At 71.2% G+C, this 20,801-nt stretch carries 18 protein-coding genes; 7 read left to right on the top strand and 11 right to left on the bottom strand.

The features are described 5' to 3' along the window. Nucleotides 1-450: 450 nt before the first annotated feature. The 3 genes from ACIPEK_RS08865 to ACIPEK_RS08855 are packed head-to-tail and all read right to left on the bottom strand — an operon-like array spanning nt 451 to nt 3,779. Nucleotides 451-1,416, bottom strand: a complete 966-nt coding sequence (locus tag ACIPEK_RS08865; RefSeq protein WP_401992532.1) for an acyl-CoA dehydrogenase family protein — start codon at nt 1,414-1,416, stop codon at nt 451-453. A gap of 7 nt (nt 1,417-1,423) precedes the next feature. Then, nucleotides 1,424-2,578 (bottom strand): acyl-CoA dehydrogenase, encoded by a 1,155-nt coding sequence (locus ACIPEK_RS08860; protein WP_401992529.1) that lies wholly within the window; start codon nt 2,576-2,578, stop codon nt 1,424-1,426. A 7-nt stretch (nt 2,579-2,585) separates the two neighbouring features. Continuing rightward, the gene (locus tag ACIPEK_RS08855; protein ID WP_383070415.1) at nt 2,586-3,779 is read right to left on the bottom strand and encodes an amidohydrolase family protein; all 1,194 of its coding nucleotides are present in this window, start codon (nt 3,777-3,779) and stop codon (nt 2,586-2,588) included. A 157-nt stretch (nt 3,780-3,936) separates the two neighbouring features. Here ACIPEK_RS08855 and ACIPEK_RS08850 point away from each other — a divergent pair, with 157 nt between their 5' ends. Then, nucleotides 3,937-5,532, top strand: a complete 1,596-nt coding sequence (locus ACIPEK_RS08850) for a class I adenylate-forming enzyme family protein (RefSeq protein ID WP_401992525.1) — start codon at nt 3,937-3,939, stop codon at nt 5,530-5,532. Between the two features lie 25 nt (nt 5,533-5,557). On the opposite strand, the gene ACIPEK_RS08845 is transcribed toward ACIPEK_RS08850, so the two are convergent. Beyond that, nucleotides 5,558-6,079 carry an EF-hand domain-containing protein gene (locus ACIPEK_RS08845; RefSeq protein ID WP_401992522.1) on the bottom strand — a complete coding sequence of 174 codons (522 nt, stop codon included), beginning with the start codon at nt 6,077-6,079 and terminating at the stop codon, nt 5,558-5,560. Nucleotides 6,080-6,165: 86 nt separating this feature from the next. Next, the gene (locus ACIPEK_RS08840; protein ID WP_401992519.1) at nt 6,166-6,582 is read right to left on the bottom strand and encodes an STAS domain-containing protein; all 417 of its coding nucleotides are present in this window, start codon (nt 6,580-6,582) and stop codon (nt 6,166-6,168) included. A gap of 286 nt (nt 6,583-6,868) precedes the next feature. Between ACIPEK_RS08840 and ACIPEK_RS08835 the strand changes: the two genes are divergently transcribed. Both ACIPEK_RS08835 and ACIPEK_RS08830 read left to right on the top strand, forming a co-directional pair. Then, nucleotides 6,869-7,459: an RNA polymerase sigma factor gene (locus ACIPEK_RS08835; protein WP_401992516.1), complete on the top strand. Its 591-nt coding sequence runs from the start codon at nt 6,869-6,871 to the stop codon at nt 7,457-7,459. Next, the gene (locus ACIPEK_RS08830; RefSeq protein ID WP_401992513.1) at nt 7,456-8,823 is read left to right on the top strand and encodes an anti-sigma factor family protein; all 1,368 of its coding nucleotides are present in this window, start codon (nt 7,456-7,458) and stop codon (nt 8,821-8,823) included. The genes ACIPEK_RS08835 and ACIPEK_RS08830 overlap by 4 nt, the downstream gene beginning before the upstream one ends. A gap of 106 nt (nt 8,824-8,929) precedes the next feature. On the opposite strand, the gene purU is transcribed toward ACIPEK_RS08830, so the two are convergent. Both purU and ACIPEK_RS08820 read right to left on the bottom strand, forming a co-directional pair. Next, entirely contained in the window at nt 8,930-9,808 is an 879-nt protein-coding gene (gene purU / locus ACIPEK_RS08825; RefSeq protein WP_401992510.1) for a formyltetrahydrofolate deformylase, read from the bottom strand. Nucleotides 9,809-9,836: 28 nt separating this feature from the next. Continuing rightward, nucleotides 9,837-10,283 (bottom strand): hypothetical protein, encoded by a 447-nt coding sequence (locus ACIPEK_RS08820; protein ID WP_093899874.1) that lies wholly within the window; start codon nt 10,281-10,283, stop codon nt 9,837-9,839. Nucleotides 10,284-10,457: 174 nt separating this feature from the next. On the opposite strand from ACIPEK_RS08820, the gene ACIPEK_RS08815 reads away from it, so the two are divergent. Beyond that, nucleotides 10,458-11,738 carry an ABC transporter substrate-binding protein gene (locus ACIPEK_RS08815; RefSeq protein WP_401992507.1) on the top strand — a complete coding sequence of 427 codons (1,281 nt, stop codon included), beginning with the start codon at nt 10,458-10,460 and terminating at the stop codon, nt 11,736-11,738. 69 nt (nt 11,739-11,807) lie between these two features. Here ACIPEK_RS08815 and ACIPEK_RS08810 read toward each other — a convergent pair whose 3' ends face one another. Next, complete coding sequence (locus tag ACIPEK_RS08810; protein ID WP_401992504.1) at nt 11,808-13,307, bottom strand: hypothetical protein; 1,500 nt, start codon at nt 13,305-13,307, stop codon at nt 11,808-11,810. Nucleotides 13,308-13,479: 172 nt separating this feature from the next. Further along, a complete protein-coding gene (locus ACIPEK_RS08805) occupies nt 13,480-14,862 on the bottom strand; it encodes a transcriptional regulator (RefSeq protein WP_401992501.1) in 1,383 nt (460 codons plus the stop codon). A gap of 331 nt (nt 14,863-15,193) precedes the next feature. Here ACIPEK_RS08805 and ACIPEK_RS08800 point away from each other — a divergent pair, with 331 nt between their 5' ends. Genes ACIPEK_RS08800 through ACIPEK_RS08790 form a run of 3 tightly spaced genes read left to right on the top strand, consistent with a single transcriptional unit; the run spans nt 15,194 to nt 18,383 of the window. Then, nucleotides 15,194-15,850, top strand: a complete 657-nt coding sequence (locus tag ACIPEK_RS08800; protein ID WP_401992498.1) for a bifunctional DNA primase/polymerase — start codon at nt 15,194-15,196, stop codon at nt 15,848-15,850. A gap of 53 nt (nt 15,851-15,903) precedes the next feature. Continuing rightward, nucleotides 15,904-16,734, top strand: coding sequence for an ABC transporter ATP-binding protein (locus tag ACIPEK_RS08795; protein WP_401992495.1), 831 nt, complete (start codon nt 15,904-15,906; stop codon nt 16,732-16,734). Beyond that, nucleotides 16,731-18,383 carry a transporter gene (locus ACIPEK_RS08790; RefSeq protein WP_401992492.1) on the top strand — a complete coding sequence of 551 codons (1,653 nt, stop codon included), beginning with the start codon at nt 16,731-16,733 and terminating at the stop codon, nt 18,381-18,383. Before ACIPEK_RS08795 ends, ACIPEK_RS08790 begins: the two co-directional genes overlap by 4 nt. A gap of 41 nt (nt 18,384-18,424) precedes the next feature. Here ACIPEK_RS08790 and ACIPEK_RS08785 read toward each other — a convergent pair whose 3' ends face one another. Further along, complete coding sequence (locus tag ACIPEK_RS08785; protein WP_401992726.1) at nt 18,425-19,318, bottom strand: alpha/beta fold hydrolase; 894 nt, start codon at nt 19,316-19,318, stop codon at nt 18,425-18,427. A gap of 674 nt (nt 19,319-19,992) precedes the next feature. Further along, nucleotides 19,993-20,685: a metal-dependent transcriptional regulator gene (locus ACIPEK_RS08780; RefSeq protein ID WP_093899867.1), complete on the bottom strand. Its 693-nt coding sequence runs from the start codon at nt 20,683-20,685 to the stop codon at nt 19,993-19,995. Nucleotides 20,686-20,801 lie beyond the last annotated feature (116 nt).

Genomic DNA, 20,801 nt, shown 5'->3' with positions numbered 1-20,801 from the left:
CTTACGAGACAGCATGGTTGACGTACAGTCACCGCAACAAGCGCTTCGGGCATATTCCAGCGCGAAGGAGTACGCGTGGTGCATACTGTGCGACGCGCGCTGCGGGGAGTCGAACAGAGGCGCATCGAGGCTGCGGGAGTCGTCCCCCCGGCAGGCCCGGCGCTTCTGCGTGGAAGGCGAGCAGGGCACCTCGTCCGGACCGGAGTCGCCGCACGGGCAACATCCGGAGCATCCGATTCCAGAACCTCTCGCATCCAACGGAGCGTACCTGAGCCCGGCGCCGACTCCACCCCGTGACGAATCACGCAAAGGACACAAGCCGGCATCGGAACCCGCCGACTCCACTGCGTAACTCCGCAGCGTGAGGCTCAGCGGCCCGCCTGTCACATTCGCGCATCCCGCATCCACCCGCCGTCGCGCGCCCGAAGCCTCCACGGAACCCGTGCGCAATCAGCACAGGTCGGCTGCAAGCGCCTCCTCGGCCGCCGCCGCCGTCAGCCACTGCCCGGACCGCAGCCATGCCCGCTTGAGATGCAGATGGACGTCTGCCTCCCAGGTGAAGCCCATTCCGCCGTGCACCTGAAGGCAGTCGCGCGCATTGCGGACCGCCGCGTCGTCGGCGAGCAGTTTGGCGCCCGCGATCTCGGCCCGGTCCGCGGTCACGGCCGCCGCGTAGACGGCGCTGCGGGCCAGCTCGGCGCGGACCAGCATCCCGGCGCACAGGTGTTTGACCGCCTGGAAGGACCCGATCGGCGAACCGAACTGTTCACGTTCACCGGCGTGTTGGACGGCCATCTCGGTCGTACGGGCGGCGCTGCCGAGCTGTTCGGCGGCGGCGAGCAGAGCGCCCTCGTCGCGCAGCCGCGCCCCGCCGGACAGGAGCTCGCCGGGCCCGACGGGGCCCGTGACCCGCCACAGGGGCGTGAACGGGTCGAGCGACCGTACGGGCCTGGCGGCCTCCCGCACGAGATCCCGCAGCGCCCCGCCGGTCACGACCCGCGCCTGCCCCGGCTCCGGACCCGCCCCCGGCCCGAGTACGAGCAGGCCGTCCGCATCCCCCAGGTGCCCCACCGGCTGCCCCGCGTCCAGCACCGCGACCACCGTCTCGCCCTCCGCCGCCCCCTTCACCGCACCGGCGGCGAGATGGGTGGCGATCAGCGGTCCGGGCAACAGCGACCGCCCCGCCTCCTCGAAGAGGAGGACCGATTCGGGCAGCCCGAGCCCGACACCGCCCTCCGTCTCCGGCAGCCGCAGCGCGAAGAACCCGGCCTCGCCGAGCTCCCGCCACAGGGCCCGGTCGATGCCCGTGCCGCCGTCGAGAGCCGCGCGCATCCGGTCCCTGCCGAAGCGCCCGGCGAGGAGTTCCCGTACCCCCGCCCGCAGGGCCCGCTGGTCGTCCGAGAGCTGGAAGTCCACCGTCCGCTCACCGCCCCTTCGGCAGGCCGAGGATCCGCTCGGCGACGATGTTCCGCTGGATCTGCGAGGTGCCCGCGGCGATGGTGTACGAGAGCGAGGAGAGCCGGTCCATGGCCCACTCCCGGTCCAGATCGGCCGCGTCCGCGCCGAGCACCTCGGCGGCCGCCTCGTACAGCTCCTGACGGGCGTGCGAGTAGCGCAGCTTGAAGACCGAGCCGCCGGTGCCCGGGACGCCCCCACTGCTCTGCGCCTCGCTGACGTTCCACTGGGTGAGCCGCCACAGCGCCCGGAATTCGGCGTTCAGCCTGCCCAGCCTGCGGCGCAGGACCGGGTCGTCCCAGCGGCCGTTCGCCCGTGCCCCGGCGGCCAGAGCGGCCAGGGTGCGGCGGCAGGCGACGACCTCGCCGACGAATGCCGTACCGCGTTCGAAGGAGAGGGTGACCATGGTGACCCGCCAGCCGTCGTTCTCATCGCCGATGCGGTGGGAGACCGGCACCCGCACCTCGTCGAGGAACATCTCGGCGAATTCGGTGGACCCGGCGAGCGTGCGCAGCGGGCGGACGGTGACGCCGGGAGCGTCCATCCTCATCGCCAGCCAGCTGATCCCACGGTGCCTGGGCGCCGCCGGGTCCGTACGCACGAGCAGCTCGCACCAGTCGGCGACCTCCGCGTGCGAGGTCCAGATCTTCTGCCCGCTCACCACGTAGTGGTCGCCGTCGCGCACCGCACGGGTCCGCAGCGAGGCAAGGTCCGAGCCGGCGTCGGGCTCGCTGAACCCCTGGCACCAGATCTCGTCGCCGCGCAGCACCGGCGGCAGCCAGCGCGTCCGCTGTTCGGCCGTGCCCTCGGCCGCGATCGTGGGCCCGGCGTGCAGCAGCCCGACGAAGTTCGCGCCGACGTACGGGGCGCCGGCCTTCTCGGTCTCCTCCAGGAAGATCAGATGCTGGGTCGGGGTGGCGCCCTGCCCGCCCGCGTCGACGGGCCAGTGCAGGCCCGCGTAGCCCGCGTCGTACAGCATCCGCTGCCAGGCGGTGTCGTATGCGCGGCGCCCGGGCCAGTCGTCGGGGCCGGGCTTCGCTGGCAGTGACGGCAGCACGGCGGCCAGCCACTCGCGCAGCCGCGCCCGGAACTCCTCCTCGGCCTCCGTGTACGCGAGATCCACCGCGCGCCTACTTGTCCAGGTCCAGATCGAGCATCCGGATCGCGTTTCCGCGCATCAGTTTGTAGACGGTCTCGTCGTCCAGTCCCTTGACGTGGTCGAGGGCGACCTCCTTGGTGTGCGGGAAGGTCGAGTCGACGTGCGGGTAGTCGGTCTCGAAGGTGGCGTTGTCCCGTCCGACCACATCGAGCGAGGCGACGCCGTGCTTGTCGCGGAAGAAGCAGCAGAACATCTGCCGGTAGTAGTACGTGGACGGCGGCTCGGGGATCAGATCGCGCACCCCGCCCCAGGCGCGGTGCTCCTCCCAGACGTCGTCGGCGCGCTCCAGGGCGTACGGGATCCAGCCCATCTGGCCCTCGCTGTAGGCGAGCTTCAGCCGTGGGAACTTCACCAGCACCCCGCTGAACAGGAAGTCCATCATCGAGGCCATGGCGTTGTTGAAGGAGAGGCTGGCCTGTACGGCGGGCGGGGCATCGGGCGAGGCGGCGGGCATCTGCGAGCTGGACCCGATGTGCATGTTGACGACCGTGCCGGTCTCCTGGCAGACCGCGAAGAACGGGTCCCAGTAGCCGGTGTGGATCGACGGCAGCCCGAGGTAGGTGGGGATCTCGGAGAAGGTCACCGCCCGCACCCCGCGCGCCGCGTTCCGCTTGATCTCCGCCACCGCCAGGCCGATGTCCCAGAGCGGGATGATGCAGAGCGGGATGAGCCGGCCGCCGCTGTCGCCGCACCACTCCTCCACCATCCAGTCGTTGTAGGCGCGGACGCAGGCGAGCGCCACTTCCTTGTCGTGCGCCTCGGCGAAGGTCTGGCCGCAGAAGCGCGGGAAGGTGGGGAAGCAGAGGCTCGCCTCGACATGGTTGAGGTCCATGTCCTTGAGGCGCTCGGCCGGGTCCCAGCAGCCGCGCCGCATCTCGGCGCGGGTGATCCCCTCCAGCGTCATGTCGTCGCGGTCGAAGCCGACGGCGGCGATGTTCCGCTTGTACGGGAACTTGAGGTCCTCGTAGATCCACCAGTCGGTCGGCGGTCCGTCCGGGTCCATCGTGATGACGTACTTGCCCCCTGTGTACGCCAGCTCGCCGATGCCCGCGGTGAGCGGCTGCGGGCCGCGCTCGCGGTATTTGGCGGGCAGCCAGGTCGAGAAGAGGTGCGGCGGCTCGATCACATGGTCGTCGACGCTGACGATCCGAGGCAGTTCCGTCATGGTGTCCCCTCCGGCGCACACTGCACGCATCTGATGGTTCGTCAGATTCGTTTTCGGCACTCAGGCTAGCTCCGCACCCCTGGACCGACAAGGCGCAGCGCTCTACGCTCTCGACACGATCTGACTACCCGTCAGTTGCGAGGGAGCGGGGAACGCAGTGAACGAGACCGCACACGCCCTGGGCGCATCGGGCACCTTCTGGGAACTGATCGAACGCCGGGCCGCGCTGACCCCGGACCGCCCCGTCCTGATCCAGGACGACCGCACCCTCACCTTCGGCGAGCTGCGCAGCCGCTGCGAGCGGGTCGCGGCCGGGCTGTGGGGGATGGGCGTGCGCCCCGGCAGTGTCGTCGCCTGGCAGCTGCCGACCCGGATCGAGACGGTGCTGCTCTCCTTCGCCCTCACCCGCATCGGGGCCGCTCAGACGCCCGTCATCCCGTTCTACCGGGACCGCGAGGTGGGCTTCGCGCTGCGCGAGTCGAAGGCCGATTTCTTCGCCGTGCCCGGCACCTGGCGCGGCTTCGGCCACACGGCGATGGCGCACCGGCTGGCCGCCGGGGCGGAGCACCCGCCGCTGGTCTTCGAGGCGTACGCGTCACTGCCGGACGGCGAGCCGTCCGTACTGCCGCCGCCTCCCGCCGACGGGACGGCGGTGCGCTGGATCTACTGGACCTCGGGCACCACCTCCGACCCGAAGGGGGTCCTCCACTGCGACCGCAGCCTGATCGCGGGCGGCTCCTGCCTGGCCCACGCGCTGCGCCTGTCGGCCGACGACATCGGCTCGATGGCGTTCCCGTTCGCCCATGTCGCCGGGCCCGACTACACGGTGATGCTGCTGCTGTACGGCTTCCCGGCGGTCCTCTTCGAGCACTTCGCGATGCCGGACGCGCTGGAAGGCTACCGGCGCCACGGGGTGACGGTCGCGGGCGGGTCCACGGCGTTCTACTCGATGTTCCTGACCGAACAACGCAAGACCCCGGACCGGAAGCTGATCCCCACCCTGCGGCTGCTGGCGGGCGGCGGGGCACCGAAACCGCCGGAGATCTACCACGCGGTGGTACGGGAGATGGGCGTCCAGCTCACCCACGGGTACGGCATGACCGAGGTCCCCATGATCACGATGGGCGCCCCCGACGACACGACGGAACACCTCGCCGAGACGGAGGGGCGCCCGCCCGAGGGCATGGAGATACGGATCACCGACGAGAACGGCAAGCCACTGCCGTGCGGCACGGACGGCGAGGTACGGCTTCGCGGGGAGGCCGTCTGCACGGGTTATCTGAACCCCGAGGCGTCAGCGGCGGCCTTCGACCCGGACGGGTTCCTGGTCACCGGCGACGTCGGCCATGTCGAGGCGAGCGGGCATCTGGTGCTCACCGGGCGGCTGAAGGACATCATCATCCGCAAGGGCGAGAACATCTCGGCCAAGGAGATAGAGGACCTGCTGCACCGGCACCCGGGCGTCGGGGACGTGGCGGTGATCGGGCTTCCGGACCCGGAGCGCGGCGAACGCGTCTGCGCGGTCGTGGAACAGCCGGCGGGCGCCGCCCCCCTGACCCTGCCGGAAATCACCGGCTACCTGCGGGCGGAGGGCCTCTCCGTGCACAAGCTGCCGGAACAGCTGGAGGTGGTGGCGGCGCTGCCGCGCAACGAGGCGCTGCGGAAGGTGCTGAAGTACCGGCTGCGGGAGCGGTTCTCCGCCCCCGGCCCGCCCGGCGTCCGAGGGCGTCTCATGGGCCCGTCCGGCGATTGAGGACGATCGGCCGCCGGGCCGCCGGCTACGCGTCCGGCGCGATCACCGTGAAATAGGCGGCGAACGCCGCCACCGCCTCGTTCTCGCCGACCTTGCCGTCCTGGTCCGCGTCCAGGTTCCGCGCCGCGAAAGCCGCCGCGTCCGCGCTCGCGCCCAGCACCTTCAGTGCACGCTCCACAGCGGGTACGGAGGCCGCGCCCTCGTTGTCCTGATCCGCCACGGCGAGCGCGGCGTGCAGGAAGGGGCGGGCGATCTCCGCGAAACGCTCCGGGTTGTCGCGCAGCCGCTTCACGGCCCCGCCCACGAACTCCGCACGGGTGACGCGCTGGTCCCCGTCGACGTCGGCGATGCCCGCCATGCCCTGCCAGAAGGCTTCGGCCCCGGTGTAGAGCGCCTGGCCCTTGTCGCAGCGGGCCGTCGTACCGAACTCGGTGAGCAGACGGGCCGCTGCGGCACTGAAATCCGCGCGATCGATGTATCCGCTGCCGTCCTGGTCGAAGGCGGCGAAGCGTCGGGCGATCTTGCGCTCATACTCTGCGCTGTCCATGCGGGGAGCCTACGGCGCCGACAGGCGTCAGGTGTCACTTACGCGTACGCGCGCCACCGGTGTGACAACCTGGTCATGGACCGGCTTCACGCCGAGAGCGGCCGGGCCTCGTCGTCGACGGCCGCGTACCGGTCGGGGTAGACGTCGAAGAGACGGCGTACGCCGAGGGCGGCGAGCACCCGGTTGACGTGGGAACCCTCTTCCGCACCGCGGGCCGGCAGGATCAGCCGCAGCCGGCCCCCGCAGGAGCGCATCAGACGGCGGGCCGCGATCAGTACGCCGACGCCGCTGGAATCGCAGAACAGGACCTCGGAGAGGTCGAGCACCACATCGTGGCGGCCGACGGCGACCGCGTCATGGACGGACTGGCGCACGACGGGCGACGTCACCAGATCCAGTTCGCCCCGTATGCGCAGCACGGTCCAGTCGCCCTGCACGGTCTCGGCCACTTTCAGTGGCGTCCGGGAACGTTCCTGGGTGAGCCGGGGGGCATGGGTGGTCACAGCCGGTGGGTGGTTTCCACGAGGGCAAGGATTCCTCACGCGACCGGGCCTCTCGTTGCGGGGATTCCGACGTTCCGGAAGTTTCCGTTCCTCCTCGCGGCTGCCCCCGCCGCAGCCCCGTGAAACACCGAGCCGCGCGGCAGGACACAGTCGGGACCGTCGTCGGTGGATGGCGCATTCCCTATCATCCCTGGCCTCATCAGGGGCGTACTTGCCGTAAAGGGCGTGCATCGTCGGTGCCGCCGACTACATTCGATGTGACGAGGGGAACAGGGCTGGGGGTCGTATGCCGAAGAACGCACCACCCCGCTGGGACCGCAAGATGCAGCAGCGGCTGGCGCGCGGCGAGGCGGCTGCTCTCGGCGAGCTCTACGACCGGTTCGCCTCGCTCGTGCACAGCCAGGCCCACCGGATGCTCGACGACGAGACCGCCGCCGATCTGGTGACCCGCGAGGTCTTCGGCTACGTGTGGGAGAACCCGGACGCGTACGACCCGAAGCAGGGCTCGATGCGGTCCTGGGTGGCCCGGCTCACGCACCACCAGTCCGTGCGGCGGCTGCGCGAGGAGGACAGCCTCCCGGGCGGTACGGACGAGGAGACCGGGGCCGCGGCCCGCACCGATCTGGAGGAGCGGGTGCGCCGGGCCACGGCCGCGGCCCGCGCCGACTACATCGTGGCGTCCATGCCCGCCCCGCTACGGGCCGCACTGGAGCTCGCGTACATCCAGCGCCGGGACTACCGGCAGACGGCGGCCGACCTCGGGGTCACCGAGGACGAGGCCCGCCGCCGGCTGCGGCTCGGTCTGCAGCTGCTCTCCACCGCGCACACCCGTCCTCTGGAGGGGGCGTCGCCGCCCGGATACGGACGGCCGCTGTGACCGGTGACGACGACTCGAACGGACACGAGGGGGACGGACGCGACGACGAGTTGCGGGGCGCGCCGCGCATACCGGGGCCCCGGGCCGCCGCGGACGACTTCGACCTCGACGCCTTCCCCCTGCCGCCGCCCGTGACCGCGACCGAGCCCGAGGAGCCGCGGCCGGTCCCGCGACCGAAGACACCGGAACCGGAATCCGCCGTGGCACCACCGGACCCTTCGGACCCGACCGCCGCTCCGGCGCCGGTGCTGCCCCATCGCGTCCTCAAGGCCCTCCTCGGCGCCTGGGCCCTGGCCGCCTGCTCGGCGGAGGAGACCGAGGCCGTCGAGGCGCACCTGACCGCGTGCGCCGCGTGCGCGGACGAGGCCCTGCGACTGCGCGACGCGGTCGGCCTGCTGCAGACCGACCGCAGCCTGGATCTCGATCCGGCGCTGCGTTCCCGGGTGATCGACACCTGTCTGAGCCGCCGTCCGGCCGACATCCCGGTGCCGGACTGGGCCGCCCCGTACGACGCGGAGACCGCACGGCTCGATGCGCTGCTGCGTGACATCGGCGTCTCGGAGTGGCACGCCCCGGTGCGGCTGAAGTGGTTCGAGGGCGAGCAGGCGGTCAATCGCAAGACGACGGTCGCGGGCGTCATCGGCCACCTCATGACCGTCGACGGGCTGGTCGGCAGCGCCCTCGGCATCGATGTACCGCTCGGCGACGGCGCCTTGGGCCGCGGCGTCGACTGGCCGCTCTCGCCCGGCGCACGCACGGAGAAGTACTGGTCGGGAACCCGGCGGCCACTCACCCGTGCGATCCGCGAGCCATGGCGCGAGCAGAGCCACACCCTCATCCGTACGGTGTCCTTCGCCGGTCGCAAAGTCGCCGAACTCTCCGTCTCGTACGGGGACTTCGCCCTTCCGATGCACGACTCGCTGCTGGACCGGGCCTTCGAATGCTGGGTGCACGGCGGCGACATCGCGAACGCGGTGGACTATCCGTACGAGGCACCGTCGGCCGCCCATCTCAACCGGATGATCGACCTGGCGGCCCGGCTCCTTCCGGCGGCTCTTGCCGAGCGCCGCCGGTCGGGGCCGGCCGGCCCGGCCCGCCATCTGGTGACGGCCGGTTCACCGGGCCGTTCGCTGCATCTGGAGGTCGAGGGCTCGGGCGGCGGTGACTGGTACATCCCGCTGGACTCCCCGGCCGCGGTCGGCTCGCCCGCGCACGCGGTGGCGCAGATCGCGCTGGACGGCGTCGAGTTCTGCCGGCTGGTGGCCGGGCATGTGCCGCCGGTGGAGGCTGCGGCCGGTCAGGAGGGCGACCGCGAGGCGATCCGCGACGTGCTGTTCGCGGCCGCGTCGCTGAGCCGGCTCTAGGAGGGTCGGCAACGCCGCAGATGTGCGTGCCGGGCCTCGCGAGCCCGGCCAAGAACTTCAGCGCCCGCCTGGGCCGGGCCCGCGAAGCCCCCGCCCGGCCCGCGTCCTACGAGAAGATCACTGTGCGGCGGCCGTTGAGCAGAATGCGGCGCTCCGCGTGCCACTTCACCGCCCGCGCCAGCGCCTGGCACTCCACGTCGCGGCCGACGGCGACCAGCTGATCCGGCGTGACGCCGTGGCCCACCCGCTCGACCTCCTGCTCGATGATCGGCCCCTCGTCGAGGTCGGCCGTCACATAGTGCGCCGTCGCACCGATCAGCTTCACACCACGGGCGTGCGCCTGGTGGTACGGCTTCGCGCCCTTGAAGCTCGGCAGGAAGGAGTGATGGATGTTGATGATCCGGCCGCTCAGCTGCTTGCACAGATCGTCCGAGAGGACCTGCATGTAGCGGGCGAGGACGACCAGTTCGACATTCTCCTCGCGGACCAGATCCAGCAGCTCCGCCTCCGCGGCGGCCTTGTTCTCCTTGGTCACCGGGATGTGCCGGAAGGGAACGTCGTACGAGGCGACGAGCTCGGCGAAGTCCGTGTGGTTGGAGACGACGGCGGCGATCTCGATCGGCAGCGCCCCGATCCGGGAGCGGAACAGCAGGTCGTTGAGGCAGTGCCCGAACTTGCTGACCATCAGCACGACCCGCATCCGCTCCGAGGAGCGGTGGATCTGCCAGTCCATCCGGAAGGAGTCGCCGATCGCGGCGAAGCTGGCCCGCAGCTTCTCCACGGTCACCGGGCTGTGCGCCGAGAAGTGGACACGCATGAAGAACAGACCCGTGTCGTGGTCGCCGAACTGCTGACTGTCCTCGATATTGCAGCCGGTCATGAAGAGATAGCTCGACACGGCGTGCACGATGCCCTGTTTGTCCGGGCAGGAGAGTGTGAGGACGTACTGGTCCGGGGTGGTCTCAGCAGGCTGCGGCGCGGTCATCCTCGTAGCGTGCCACACCGGACCCCTGTCAGGCCGTCCTGGTCATGATGCGGAGCACATCCAGGGAGCGCGGCGGGGCGTCCGGGTCGTCGCCGTCGTTGGTGGCGAGCAGCACATGGGCCTCGCGGGCGGCCCGTACGGCCTCCGGCCAGCCGTGGTGCTCCAGATACGCCGACACGGGGGCGTCCGCGCCGACCTGGTGCATGATGCGCAGCACCCGGAGCACGGCGACGTCGACGAGGGCGGACTCGCCGGAGTCGCGGAAGATCGTCCCGACGTATTTCTCGGCGGACCAGTTGTCCAGCCAGGTGTCCTCGACCAGGCGGTACACGGCGTCGGTGACGTCGCCGTACCCTTCCTGGCCGGCCAGCCAGCACTCGTGGTGGAAGACGGGGTCGGAGAGCATGTGCAGCGCCGAGCGCACGTTGCTGCGCCAGCGCCACCAAGGCATGTCATTCAGCGGCATGCCGCCCATGGTGGAGGAGCGACGGCCGCGACGGGAAGTGTTCTCCGAACCTTGCTGCACGGTTGTCGATCGTACGTTCCGTTCCCGGCTCCCCGCACAGGCCCCCGTAATTCACCTGGATGTCACCGAGCGTTACGCGGAGCACACAGCGGCGTTACCCCACGGGCGGAAATGTTCATGCCCATGACCGGACGGCGCCGCCTCACCTCCCCCCGCCCCTACAAGCTCCTCACAAGTACGGCGGCGGTCGGGGCGTTGCTGATCACCGGCTGCGGTGCGCTCCCTGGGGCCTCGGGGGACTCCAGGGAGCCCCTCACCGTCGTGACGTGGGCCCCGGGCGGCGCCACGGAACCGAAAACGGTGAGCATGGCGGGCATGACCGCCATGGCGCGCACGTACGCCCGCTGGGTCGACAACAGTGGCGGGCTCGACGGACACAAGCTGCGCGTCGTCACCTGCGACGAGCAGGACACCTCGAGCGGCGCGGCAAACTGCGCCCGGCTGGCCGTCAAGGAGCAGGCGGTGGCGGTCGTCGGCTCGTACAGCCGGCACGGGTCCTCGTTCATGGCGCCGCTGGAGACCGCCGGAATCCCCTACATCGGCGGCTACGGGGCCTCCACCGAAGAGTTCAGCAGCTACGTCTCCTACCCCGTCAACGGCGGCCAGCCGGCGCTGCTCGCGGGCAACGCCCAGCAGCTCGCCCGCAGTTGCGAGCGGGTGTCCGTGGTACGGCCCGACACCCTGACCGGCGACGGCCAGGCCTGGCTCCTCAAGACCGGACTCACCGAGGCCCGTCGGCCCGAGCCTGCCGACATCCGGGCGGCGGAATCGGCCACTTCGTACGACGCGGCCGCCGGGCGGGCGCTCCAGGCGGCGGGGAAGAGCGGTGGCTGCGTGACGAGCGTGCTCGGGGAGGGTACGGAGACGTTCTTCGACTCCTTCCGCCGGCTCGAACCGTCGTACGGGAGCGTACGGATCTCGTCCGTCCTCGGCAGTGTCGGGCAGCCGCTGATCAACAGCACCGGCGGCCGGAACAGCCCGTTCGAGGGGGCGTACATCACCGGCTGGTACCCGGAATCGGGCGACGCCCGCTGGGACCGGATGCGGGAGGTGATCCGTAAGCACGCCTTCGGCGACAACCGGATCGACCCGGACGACACGGGCGTCCAGACCACGTGGATCGCGTACACCGCGCTGAACGAACTCGTGAAGTCGATCGACGCCCCGAAGATCACCGCCGGGAAACTCGCCTCCGCCCTCAGCCACGGCACCCCCGTCGACACCGGCGGTCTCACGCCGGTGCTGCGCTGGCGCTTCGAGGACATGCTCGGCTCGTCCGCGTATCCGCGCATCGTGAACACCAGGGTGACGTTTCAGGTGGTGCGTGACGGGCGGCTCGTCGCGGACAAGAAGGGGTTCGTGGACGTGACGAAGACCCTGTCGGATGCCAGCGCGATGGGGTGAGGTACCGGGGGCCATGCCCCCGGACCCCCACCCCTCAATCGCCGGAAGGGCCTGATACCGAGCCTCGGGTCAGAGCTCGGTCGACGCATGCCGGGTCAGCCCGTACTTCGACGCGATCGAGTTCCACAGCCCCGACGCCTCCTGCTTCGCCTTGCTCGCCTCGCTGCTCTTCACGTTGGCCTGCTGGAACTCGGAGGTAGTCCGGGCCTTGCCGTGCTTGCAGACCTTCTTGCCGCCCTTGGCCTGGCCCGCCCACGCGGCGTAGTGCTCGTCGGCGGCGGCGGACGCCTGCCAGGCCTTGGTGAGGGAGGCGGTCAGCCGCTCGTGGCCCGGCAGCTTGTCGACGGTCAGCCCCTGGAGCCGGGTCACCAGGTCACGGCGCTGCTGGGCAGCGCCCTTCAGATCGGTCACGGCCTGGTCCAGGTCGGTGCAGTTCTTGGTCTTCTCGACGGCCCCGATGACCGCGGCACGGCTGTTGTTGCTGTCCGCCAGGAGCTTGTCGAGCGCCTCGGCCTGCGGCTTCGCCGGGTCGGCCGCGGCCTGCGTGGAGGGCTGGTCGGCGGATGAACTGGCGGCGGCCACCGGCTGCTTGTTGTCCGCGCCCTTGTCGTCGCCACCGCTCATCAACGCGCCCGCGCCGAGGCCGACGACGGCGCAGCCGGCGACGACCGCGGCGATGAGCGTGACGTGCGCCCGCTTCTTGGGCTGCCCGGCCCGCCCCTGCGGACCCTCGTCCACGGGCTGGTACTGGGGCTGCGGGGCCTGCGGGGGCTGATGGGTGCCCTGGTGCTGCTGCGTGGGATCGAGCACGGGCATCTGCTGGGTGGCGCCTGCGGGCCCGTCGTTGCGGAACAGGTTGTCGAACTCGGCGGGAGGCTGCCGCTCGCCGGGGGTCCCGGGCCTGATGCCGTACGGGGCGCCACCGGGAACCGGCGGGATGAACTGGGTCGCTTCGGCCTCGCCGCCGTGCGCAGGCGCGTGGGGCTGCTGGTACGTCTGCGGCTGCGGCGCTCCGTGGTCGAGGAACTGGGTGGCCTCCGCCGGGCTCTCCGGCGGCAGCCCGCCCGGCGCGGGCCCGGCGGGCACCGGCGCGATGTACTGCGTGGCATCCGCGTCCCCGCTCATGCCCATGCCGGGCACGGCCTCGGGCGGCAACGGCTGTGCGTACGGCTGCTGGGGCTGCTGAGGCTGTACGGGAGGCAGCGGCTGGGCCTGCGGCTGTCCGTACGCCTGCGCCGGCTGCGCCTGGCCGTACGGCTGCGCCTGTCCCTGGCCGTACGACTGCGCCTGCTGCCCCTGTCCGTACTGCCCCTGTCCCTGCCCGTACGCCCCGTGCCCCTGAGCATGTACCTGTGGCTGTGGCTGTGGCTGTGGCTGCGACGAGACGTCCTGGTGCGCCGCCTGCGGCCCCCAGGGCTGCCCCCACGGCTGGCCGCCCGCCGGGGCGCCCTGATCCGCGGGCCCTCCCGGTATCCAGGGCTCGCCGCCACCCGCGGGCAGCACGACACCTTCGTGCGCGGGCCGTACAGCAGGGAGCTGCTGCTCGTCACCCTGTCCGCTCTGCGTCACCGGGACTCCTACGTGTAAACCTACGGAATCGTCGGCTCACGCTATCGGGTGGTTGCCGCCCTTCGCCAAGCGCGTGATGTCACTCACCACCCCTTCACAAGCGCTGTAACACCAAGCGCTCCCAAGACGCAGTTAAGGGGCGCCCGGTCACACTCCGCCGGTCGGGCCCCGGTCACGCCGCCTGGAGCTCCAGCCGCGCCCCGAACTCCCGTACCGCCGACTCGTCCCCGTAGGGCATCAGTCGCTGCTGCAGATCGTCCAGATACTCCGTTCCCCGGCTGGAGCGCACCGACCCCAGCAGTTCCATCGCCCGCGTGCCCGTGTGGCAGGCCTGCTCCACCTCGCGCAGCTGGACCTGGGCCGTGGCGAGGAGCACCAGGCCGATGCCGCGACGGCGGGCCCGGGACTCCGGATGGCCGTCCAGGGACTCCTTCGCACGGCGCGCGGCCGCCTCCGCCTGCCCGAGGTCGCGGTGGCAGTGCGCCAGCTCGTCGGCGAGATAGGCGTGGTCGAAGTGGGCGATCCAGTCGGGGTCGTCCCCGGTGTCCGGTTCGGCGTTGTCCAGGGCCGTCAGCGCCCGGCCCGTCACCGCCTGGCAGGTGCGGGCGTCACCCAGCAGGGCGTGTCCGCGCGCCTCCGCCGCGTAGAACATCGCCTCCGCCCTCGGGGTGACACGCCCGCGCGCGCCCTCCTGTGCGGCCCGTGCCAGCTGGGCGATCTCCCGCGGATTGCCGAGCTGCGCGGCGAGGTGGCTCATCGACGCGGCCAGGACGTAACCCCCGTACGCCCGGTCGCCCGCCGCCTGGGCCAGGCGCAGCGCCTGGATGTAGTAGCGCTGGGCGAGCCCCGGCTGGCCCGTGTCGACCGCCATGTACCCGGCGAGTTCGGTGAGCCGCGCGACCGCCGCGAACAGCTGCCGCCCGACCGATTCGCGGTACGCCCCCGAGAGCAGCCCGGAGACCACGCTGTTCAGGTAGTGCACCAGGACCGGCCGCACATGTCCGCTGCCGAACCGGTGGTCGAGGTCGACGAGCGCGGCCGTCATCGCCCGTACCGCCTCCACGTCCGACATCCCGACGCGGGCCCCGGCGGCCCGGGCCACCTGCGGGTCGGCGCCGGTGATCAGCCAGTCGCGGCTGGGTTCGACCAGCGCCGACGACGCGATCGTCGAACCGGACAGGAAGTCGCGGCGGCCGACATCGCTGCGCCACAGCTCACAGACCTGCTCGATCGCCCCGATCACGGTCGGGGCGAACTGCAGGCCGACGCCGGACGCCAGATTCTTGCCGTTGGCCATGCCGATCTCGTCGATCGTGACCGTACGGCCGAGCTTGCGACCGAGCGCCTCCGCGATGATTCCCGGTGCCCTGCCGCGTGGTTGCTGTCCACGCAGCCAACGGGCCACGGAGGTCTTGTCGTAACGCAGATCGAGCCCGCGCTCCGCGCCGACCATGTTGACGCGGCGGGCGAGGCCGGCATTGGAGCATCCGGCTTCCTGAATGAGCGCCTGGAGCCGTTCGTTCGGCTGGCGGGCGACGAGAGGCCTGGCTGCCATGTTTCCCCCTGAGGCCGCAGTGATCCATGAGCGGATCACTGCCCGGCAAATACACGGAAAATGCACACATTCATCGTGTTCATCACGTCCGTCGTGTTCCTTGCCATTCGTGTCGGCATATGACAGAGGCCGACCGTTCCGGAGTTGCCCCTGAACGGCTACCCGCCCGACCGGGCACCGCCTCACGCGCGCCCCCACCCATGCATCCATGCGCCCCGCGTGCCGGATCGATGAGCCGTGACCACGCCCGCCACGCCCGTAACCCCATGTGGTGGCGGTAGTTGTGCTGTTCGTGGAAGAGCCCATCGGAGTCGAAGAGCCCATCGGAGTCATGGAAGTCACGAAGATCTTCCGGCAACGGGGCGAGCAACTGCTCGACGCCGCGGTGCGGTACGCGCAGGAGCGGCACTGGGCCGTGTGCCCCGGCACCTGGCTGGAGGCGGTCGAGGGAGCCGAGCGGTGCTCGTGCGGTGACCCCGGCTGCGCCTCCCCCGGTGCCCACCCCACCGGACCCGACTGGGCGGGCCGGGCCACCGGCAGCGGTGCCGCAGCCCGCCGGATGTGGTCCAAGCACCCCGGGGCGTCGATCCTGTTGCCCACCGGTCACACCTTCGACGCGATCGACGTACCGGAGTCCGCCGGCTTCCTCGCCCTGGCCCGGATGGAGCGGATGGACGTGCCGATCGGGCCCGTCACCCGCACCCCCGACCGGCGGATGTTCTTCTTCGTCCTGCCGGGCACGACGAGCGAAGTGGACTCCCTGGTACGGAAGTTGGACTGGCAAGCAGCGGCGATCGGCCTCGTCGGCCGCGGCGACGGCCACTACGTGACGGGGCCGCCGACCCGGATCGGCGGACGCGGGGCGGTGCAGTGGGCCCGCCGTCCCACATCCGCCAACCGGTGGCTGCCGGGCGCCGAGGAGCTCATCAGCCCGCTCGCCTACGCCTGCGCGAGGGAAGCAGCCGACGCACGAGCACGCCTTTCCTGAGGTGCCCTTTCGTAGGCTGTCCCCATACACGGGGACACCGAAAGGCTTACATCATGCAGGACCGGACAGAGACCGACAGAGCAGTGCGGGCAGGGGAAGCGGGAGAGGCGGGCGGAGCGCCGCCCGCCGTTCGCGTACAGGGGCTGTGGAAGCGGTTCGGCGAACAGACCGCGGTCGCCGGGATCGATCTGGAGCTGCCCGCGGGCAAGTTCATCGGCCTGGTGGGGCCCAACGGAGCGGGCAAGACCACCACTTTGTCGATGGTCACCGGACTGCTCCGCCCCGACCAGGGACTGATCGAGGTCGGCGGCCATGACGTGTGGCGCGACCCGGTCGAGGTGAAGTCCAGGATCGGTGTGCTCCCGGAGGGGCTGCGGCTCTTCGAACGCCTCTCGGGGCGCGAACTCCTCGCGTACACCGGAAGACTGCGCGGGCTGCCGGGCGCCGAGGTCGACAAACGTGCCACCCAGCTGCTCGATGTACTCGATCTGGCGGGCTCCCAGCACAAGCTGGTCGTCGACTACTCGACCGGTATGCGGAAGAAGATCGGGCTGGCCGCCGCGCTGCTGCACAACCCCGAAGTGCTCTTCCTGGACGAGCCGTTCGAGGGCGTCGACCCGGTGTCGGCGCAGACCATCCGCGAGGTTCTGGAGCGGTACACCCGGTCGGGGGCGACCGTCGTCTTCTCCAGCCATGTGATGGAGCTCGTGGAGTCCCTCTGCGACTGGGTGGCCGTCATGACCGCCGGCACGATCCGGGCTCAGGGCACCCTGGCCCAGGTGCGCGGCGAGGCGTCCTCGCTGCAGAACGCCTTCCTCGAACTCGTCGGCGCGGGCTCCCGGACCACCGGCGAGTCCCTGGACTGGCTGGGCGGCGACCGATGAGCGTGCTCGACGCCCCCGCGGGAACCGCCCCCGGCCGGAACGGCACGAGCGGCGGCGAGGGGCTCGTCCCCGTCTTCGTACGGCTCAAGCTGACCCTGCTGCGCAACGGGCTGCGGCAGTCGGCCGGCCGACGGGCCGCGTACATCACCTCCGTCGTCTTCACCCTGCTGATCGCCGCGAGCCAGCTGATCGGGCTGATCGCGCTGCGCGGGCACGCCCATGTCGGTGCCCTCGTCATCCTGATGACCGGGGTGCTGGCGGTCGGCTGGACGGTGATGCCGCTGTTCTTCCCCAGCGGTGACGAAACCCTCGACCCGAGCCGTCTGGTGATGCTGCCGTTGCGGCCGCGCCCGCTGATCGCGGCGCTGCTGACGGCGTCACTGGTCGGGATCGGTCCGCTGTTCACGCTCTGCCTGGCGGCCGGCTCGGTGTTCGCGGTGGCGCAGGGGGTGGCCGGTGCGGTGTTCGCCGTGGTGGCCGCACCGCTCACGCTGCTGGTGTGCGTGGCGCTGACGCGGGCCGTGGCCACGGCCAACACCCGGCTGCTGACATCACGCAAGGGCCGCGATCTCGCGGTGCTCAGCGGGCTCGTGATCGCGGTGGGCTTCCAGGTCGTCAACTTCGGTGCACAGCGGCTGGGGCAGGCGGGCGGCCTCTCCGCGCTCGAACCGGCCGCGGACGTGGTGCGCTGGCTGCCGCCCGCCTCGGCGATCGGGGCGGTCGACTCGGCGTCGCGAGGCTCGTACGGGCAGGCCGCCGTACAGCTGCTGCTGTCCGTGGCGGCGCTGTTCGCGCTGTTGTGGCTGTGGCAGCGGAGCCTGGTGAAGCTGATGACGGCCCCGGACGGTTCGACCCTGGCGGCTGCCGAGCCGAACCGCGAGAAGGCCGGCAAGGGTGGCTCCCGGCTCTCCGCACTGCTGCCCGCGGGGCGTACCGGCCCGGTGATGGAGCGCAGCCTGCGGTACATCGCGCGCGATCCGAAGACCAAGGCCGCCTGGGTCACGGCGCTGGCGATCGGGCTGATCGTGCCGATGCTCAACGCCGTGCAGGGCACCGGCTCGATCTACTTCGCCTGCTTCGCCGCCGGAATGCTCGGCATCCAGATGTACAACCAGTTCGGGCAGGACACGTCCGCGTTCTGGATGGTGGCGCTGACCCTCTCCTCCACCCGGGACGCGTACATCGAACTGCGGGCGCGGGCACTGGCGTTGCTGCTGATCACCCTGCCGTACACGACTCTGGTGACGGTGTTGACGGCGGCGGTCCTCGGCGACTGGGGCGCGCTGCCGGAGGCCATGGGGCTGTCGTTCGCCCTGCTGGGCGCGATGCTGTCGACGGGTGCGGTGGCGTCGGCGAACTTCCCGTACTCGATCCCGCAGGACGGGGCGTTCAAGAACGTGGCACCGGGGCAGGCCGGGCTCGCCTGGATCTCGATCTTCGGCGGCATGATCTCGGCGGCGCTGCTCTGCGCACCCGTGATCGCGGTGACGATCTGGCTCCATGTCGCCGACATGGAGCAGTGGCTGTGGCTGCTGCTGCCCGCGGGGGCCGCGTACGGGGCGCTGATCTCCTGGGCGGGGCTACGGCTCGCCGCTCCCCGAACGGCCAACCGGCTCCCGGAGATCCTGGCGGCGGTCAGCAAGGGCTGAGAGCCGCCTCCGCAGGGCCTGTCTCTCTTTACCGGCCGATCTCAAGGGGAGACAGGCTCGCGGTCGTTCTGAGGGTCCTCGGCGAACTGCTCCAGGAAGGGTTCGACCGCCGCCCGCCAGCCCTCCGGCTGGTCGTAGTGGACGAGATGGCCGGCGTCGGCCACCTCCGCGTACTGCCCGCGCGGCAGTACGCGGACCATCTCCTGGGCCTCCGCCCGGCCCAGCTCGCCGTCCAGGCCGCGGAGCACCAGGGTCGGGCACCTGACCTGTGCCAGCTCCTCCCAGTGCGCGTCGAACACCCACGTCGCGCGGGACTGGAGCATCTGGCGACGGGAGAAGACGGGGCGCCAGCCGTCGGCCCGCTCGGCCATCACCTCGGCGAAGAATTCGCCGCGGGCGGGGTTGGGCCGCTCCACCCAGGGGTCGTCCTCGCCGAACCACTTCCGTACGTCGGAGAGCGTCGCGAACGGCACCGGCCAGGACTTGAACCAGTCCTCCCACTCCCGCTGCGAGGCCGCCCCGAGCGCGGAGGCCCGCATGTCGCAGACGACCAGGGCCCGGACGAGATCGGGGCGCTTCGCGGCGAGCTGCCAGGCGGTGAGCGCTCCCATCGCATGCCCGACGAGGGTGACGGGGGCGAGGCCGAGCTGTTCGATCGCCGCCTCGGCGTCGGCGACGTACGCATCACGGGTGTACGGGCCTTCGGCCGACTTCTCGCTGCGGCCGTGCCCTCGCTGGTCGAGGCCGACGGCGCGGTGCCGCTCGGCGAGCCAGCGGGTGGTCGAGGCCCAGTGGGAGGCCCGGCCCATCAAACCGTGGAGCAATAAGACCCCGGAGGCGCGTTCGCCCTCCGTGCGCCCTTTGGGCGGGTCGGCGAACTCCCAGGCCGCGAGGCGTACGCCGTCGGTCCCGGTCACATCGATGCGCCGCACCATATGTTCTGGCACCCCCTTCTGGTCCTCGATCACCGCTTGATCACCGCTCGATCACCGTGTGGTCGCGTCACGCCAGACTATCGAACCTTTATTCGAAAACCGGGTTCCGGCATCCAACACCCCTCGTTCGAGTGACCGGCTCCAAGGATTGACGGCGTCCGTGGAGGGGAGACCTTCTCCGGGAGGCGGGCCACTCGGGGATGAGGGCTCGTGGGGATCGACCTCGAGAGCTCGGGGCTCCAGGTCGAAACAGGGGAGGGCAGGCCCCGGCGCCGTAAGGCGCCGGGGCCCTCTGCCGTTCGGGGAGCGGTCGTTCCGGGAGCGGCCGGCGTCGAAACGCCTTCGCGGGCGGTGGCACGGGCTTCATGGGTGGCCGGGCGCGATCCGCAGGCGGCCGGGCGCGGATCGTGGGCGGCCGGGACCGCGGCAGCGACCTTCCGGTGTGCGTGCCAGACATGCCGGGCATGCCAGTACGACGGGCGCATGCGCCTGCTCCCTCCCCGACCGCGCGACCAGGTGGCCGGCACTCTCAGGTATGCGTCAGCCACAGCCTGGCACGCGATCCGTCCGGGCGCTGCAATTCCGGGCGGAAAAACGGAATGCGGACGTTGCGCTTCAGCGCCCTGCCGGCACCCGGTCGGCGGCGCCCGTCGCGGCGCTCGTCGCGGCGCTCGTCAGCGCTTGGCCACGAACACATGCGAGGCGATCTCGGCGTCCAGCTCCGCCGCCTCGCCACTGCTGCCGACCAGCACCCCGCCGGGCGACTGGGTCACGCTGACCACGGAACCGGGCTGAACACCCGCCCGCCGCAGCGTGTACATCAGCTGGGCGTCCGTCTGGATCGGCTCACCGATCCGGCGCACGACCACCGTCTTGCCCTCGGCGCCCGGGTCGAGCTCCGACAGGCTCACCATGCCCTCGTCGAGGAACGGGTCGGCCTCGGCCTTCTCGCCCAGCTCCTCCAGGCCCGGGATCGGATTCCCGTACGGGGACTCCGTCGGGTGGCGCAGCAGCTCCAGCACCCGCCGCTCCACGGCCTCGCTCATCACATGCTCCCAGCGGCACGCCTCGGCGTGGACCTGCTCCCACTCCAGGCCGATCACGTCGACGAGCAGGCACTCGGCGAGCCGGTGCTTGCGCATGACGCGGGTCGCGAGGCGGCGCCCCTCGTCGGTCAGCTCCAGGTGGCGGTCGCCCGCGACCTGCACCAGGCCGTCGCGCTCCATGCGCGCCACCGTCTGGCTGACCGTCGGACCGCTCTGGTCCAGCCGTTCCGCAATCCGGGCGCGCATGGGGACCACGCCTTCCTCTTCGAGTTCGAGGATGGTGCGGAGATACATCTCCGTGGTGTCGATCAGTCCGGACATTCGTGCCCCTCGATGCTGTGACATGAAAAACGTCGTGCGCTGGCCCTGACCCAATTCTGACGCATACCGCTGACAACCGTGCCGTGCCGACCGAACGCTGTGCGGCGGAGCGGCGT

It is taken from the genome of Streptomyces sp. NPDC088246 (genome assembly GCF_044741025.1).
In the GTDB taxonomy this organism is placed as follows: Bacteria; Actinomycetota; Actinomycetes; order Streptomycetales; family Streptomycetaceae; genus Streptomyces.
The sequence above is the reverse complement of the archived record's forward strand: the minus strand, read 5'-3'. Positions and strand labels throughout refer to the sequence as shown.

Bases quoted from the DNA above. Each gene is read 5' to 3' on its own strand.
- ACIPEK_RS08855 (WP_383070415.1), bottom strand. From the start codon at position 3,779: ATGACGGAACTGCCTCGGATCGTCAGCGTCGACGACCATGTGATCGAG.
- ACIPEK_RS08845 (WP_401992522.1), bottom strand. From the start codon at position 6,079: ATGGACAGCGCAGAGTATGAGCGCAAGATCGCCCGACGCTTCGCCGCC.
- ACIPEK_RS08835 (WP_401992516.1), top strand. From the start codon at position 6,869: ATGCCGAAGAACGCACCACCCCGCTGGGACCGCAAGATGCAGCAGCGG.
- purU (WP_401992510.1), bottom strand. From the start codon at position 9,808: ATGACCGCGCCGCAGCCTGCTGAGACCACCCCGGACCAGTACGTCCTC.
- ACIPEK_RS08820 (WP_093899874.1), bottom strand. From the start codon at position 10,283: ATGGGCGGCATGCCGCTGAATGACATGCCTTGGTGGCGCTGGCGCAGC.
- ACIPEK_RS08815 (WP_401992507.1), top strand. From the start codon at position 10,458: ATGACCGGACGGCGCCGCCTCACCTCCCCCCGCCCCTACAAGCTCCTC.
- ACIPEK_RS08805 (WP_401992501.1), bottom strand. From the start codon at position 14,862: ATGGCAGCCAGGCCTCTCGTCGCCCGCCAGCCGAACGAACGGCTCCAG.
- ACIPEK_RS08800 (WP_401992498.1), top strand. From the start codon at position 15,194: ATGGAAGTCACGAAGATCTTCCGGCAACGGGGCGAGCAACTGCTCGAC.
- ACIPEK_RS08795 (WP_401992495.1), top strand. From the start codon at position 15,904: ATGCAGGACCGGACAGAGACCGACAGAGCAGTGCGGGCAGGGGAAGCG.
- ACIPEK_RS08790 (WP_401992492.1), top strand. From the start codon at position 16,731: ATGAGCGTGCTCGACGCCCCCGCGGGAACCGCCCCCGGCCGGAACGGC.
- ACIPEK_RS08785 (WP_401992726.1), bottom strand. From the start codon at position 19,318: ATGGTGCGGCGCATCGATGTGACCGGGACCGACGGCGTACGCCTCGCG.
- ACIPEK_RS08780 (WP_093899867.1), bottom strand. From the start codon at position 20,685: ATGTCCGGACTGATCGACACCACGGAGATGTATCTCCGCACCATCCTC.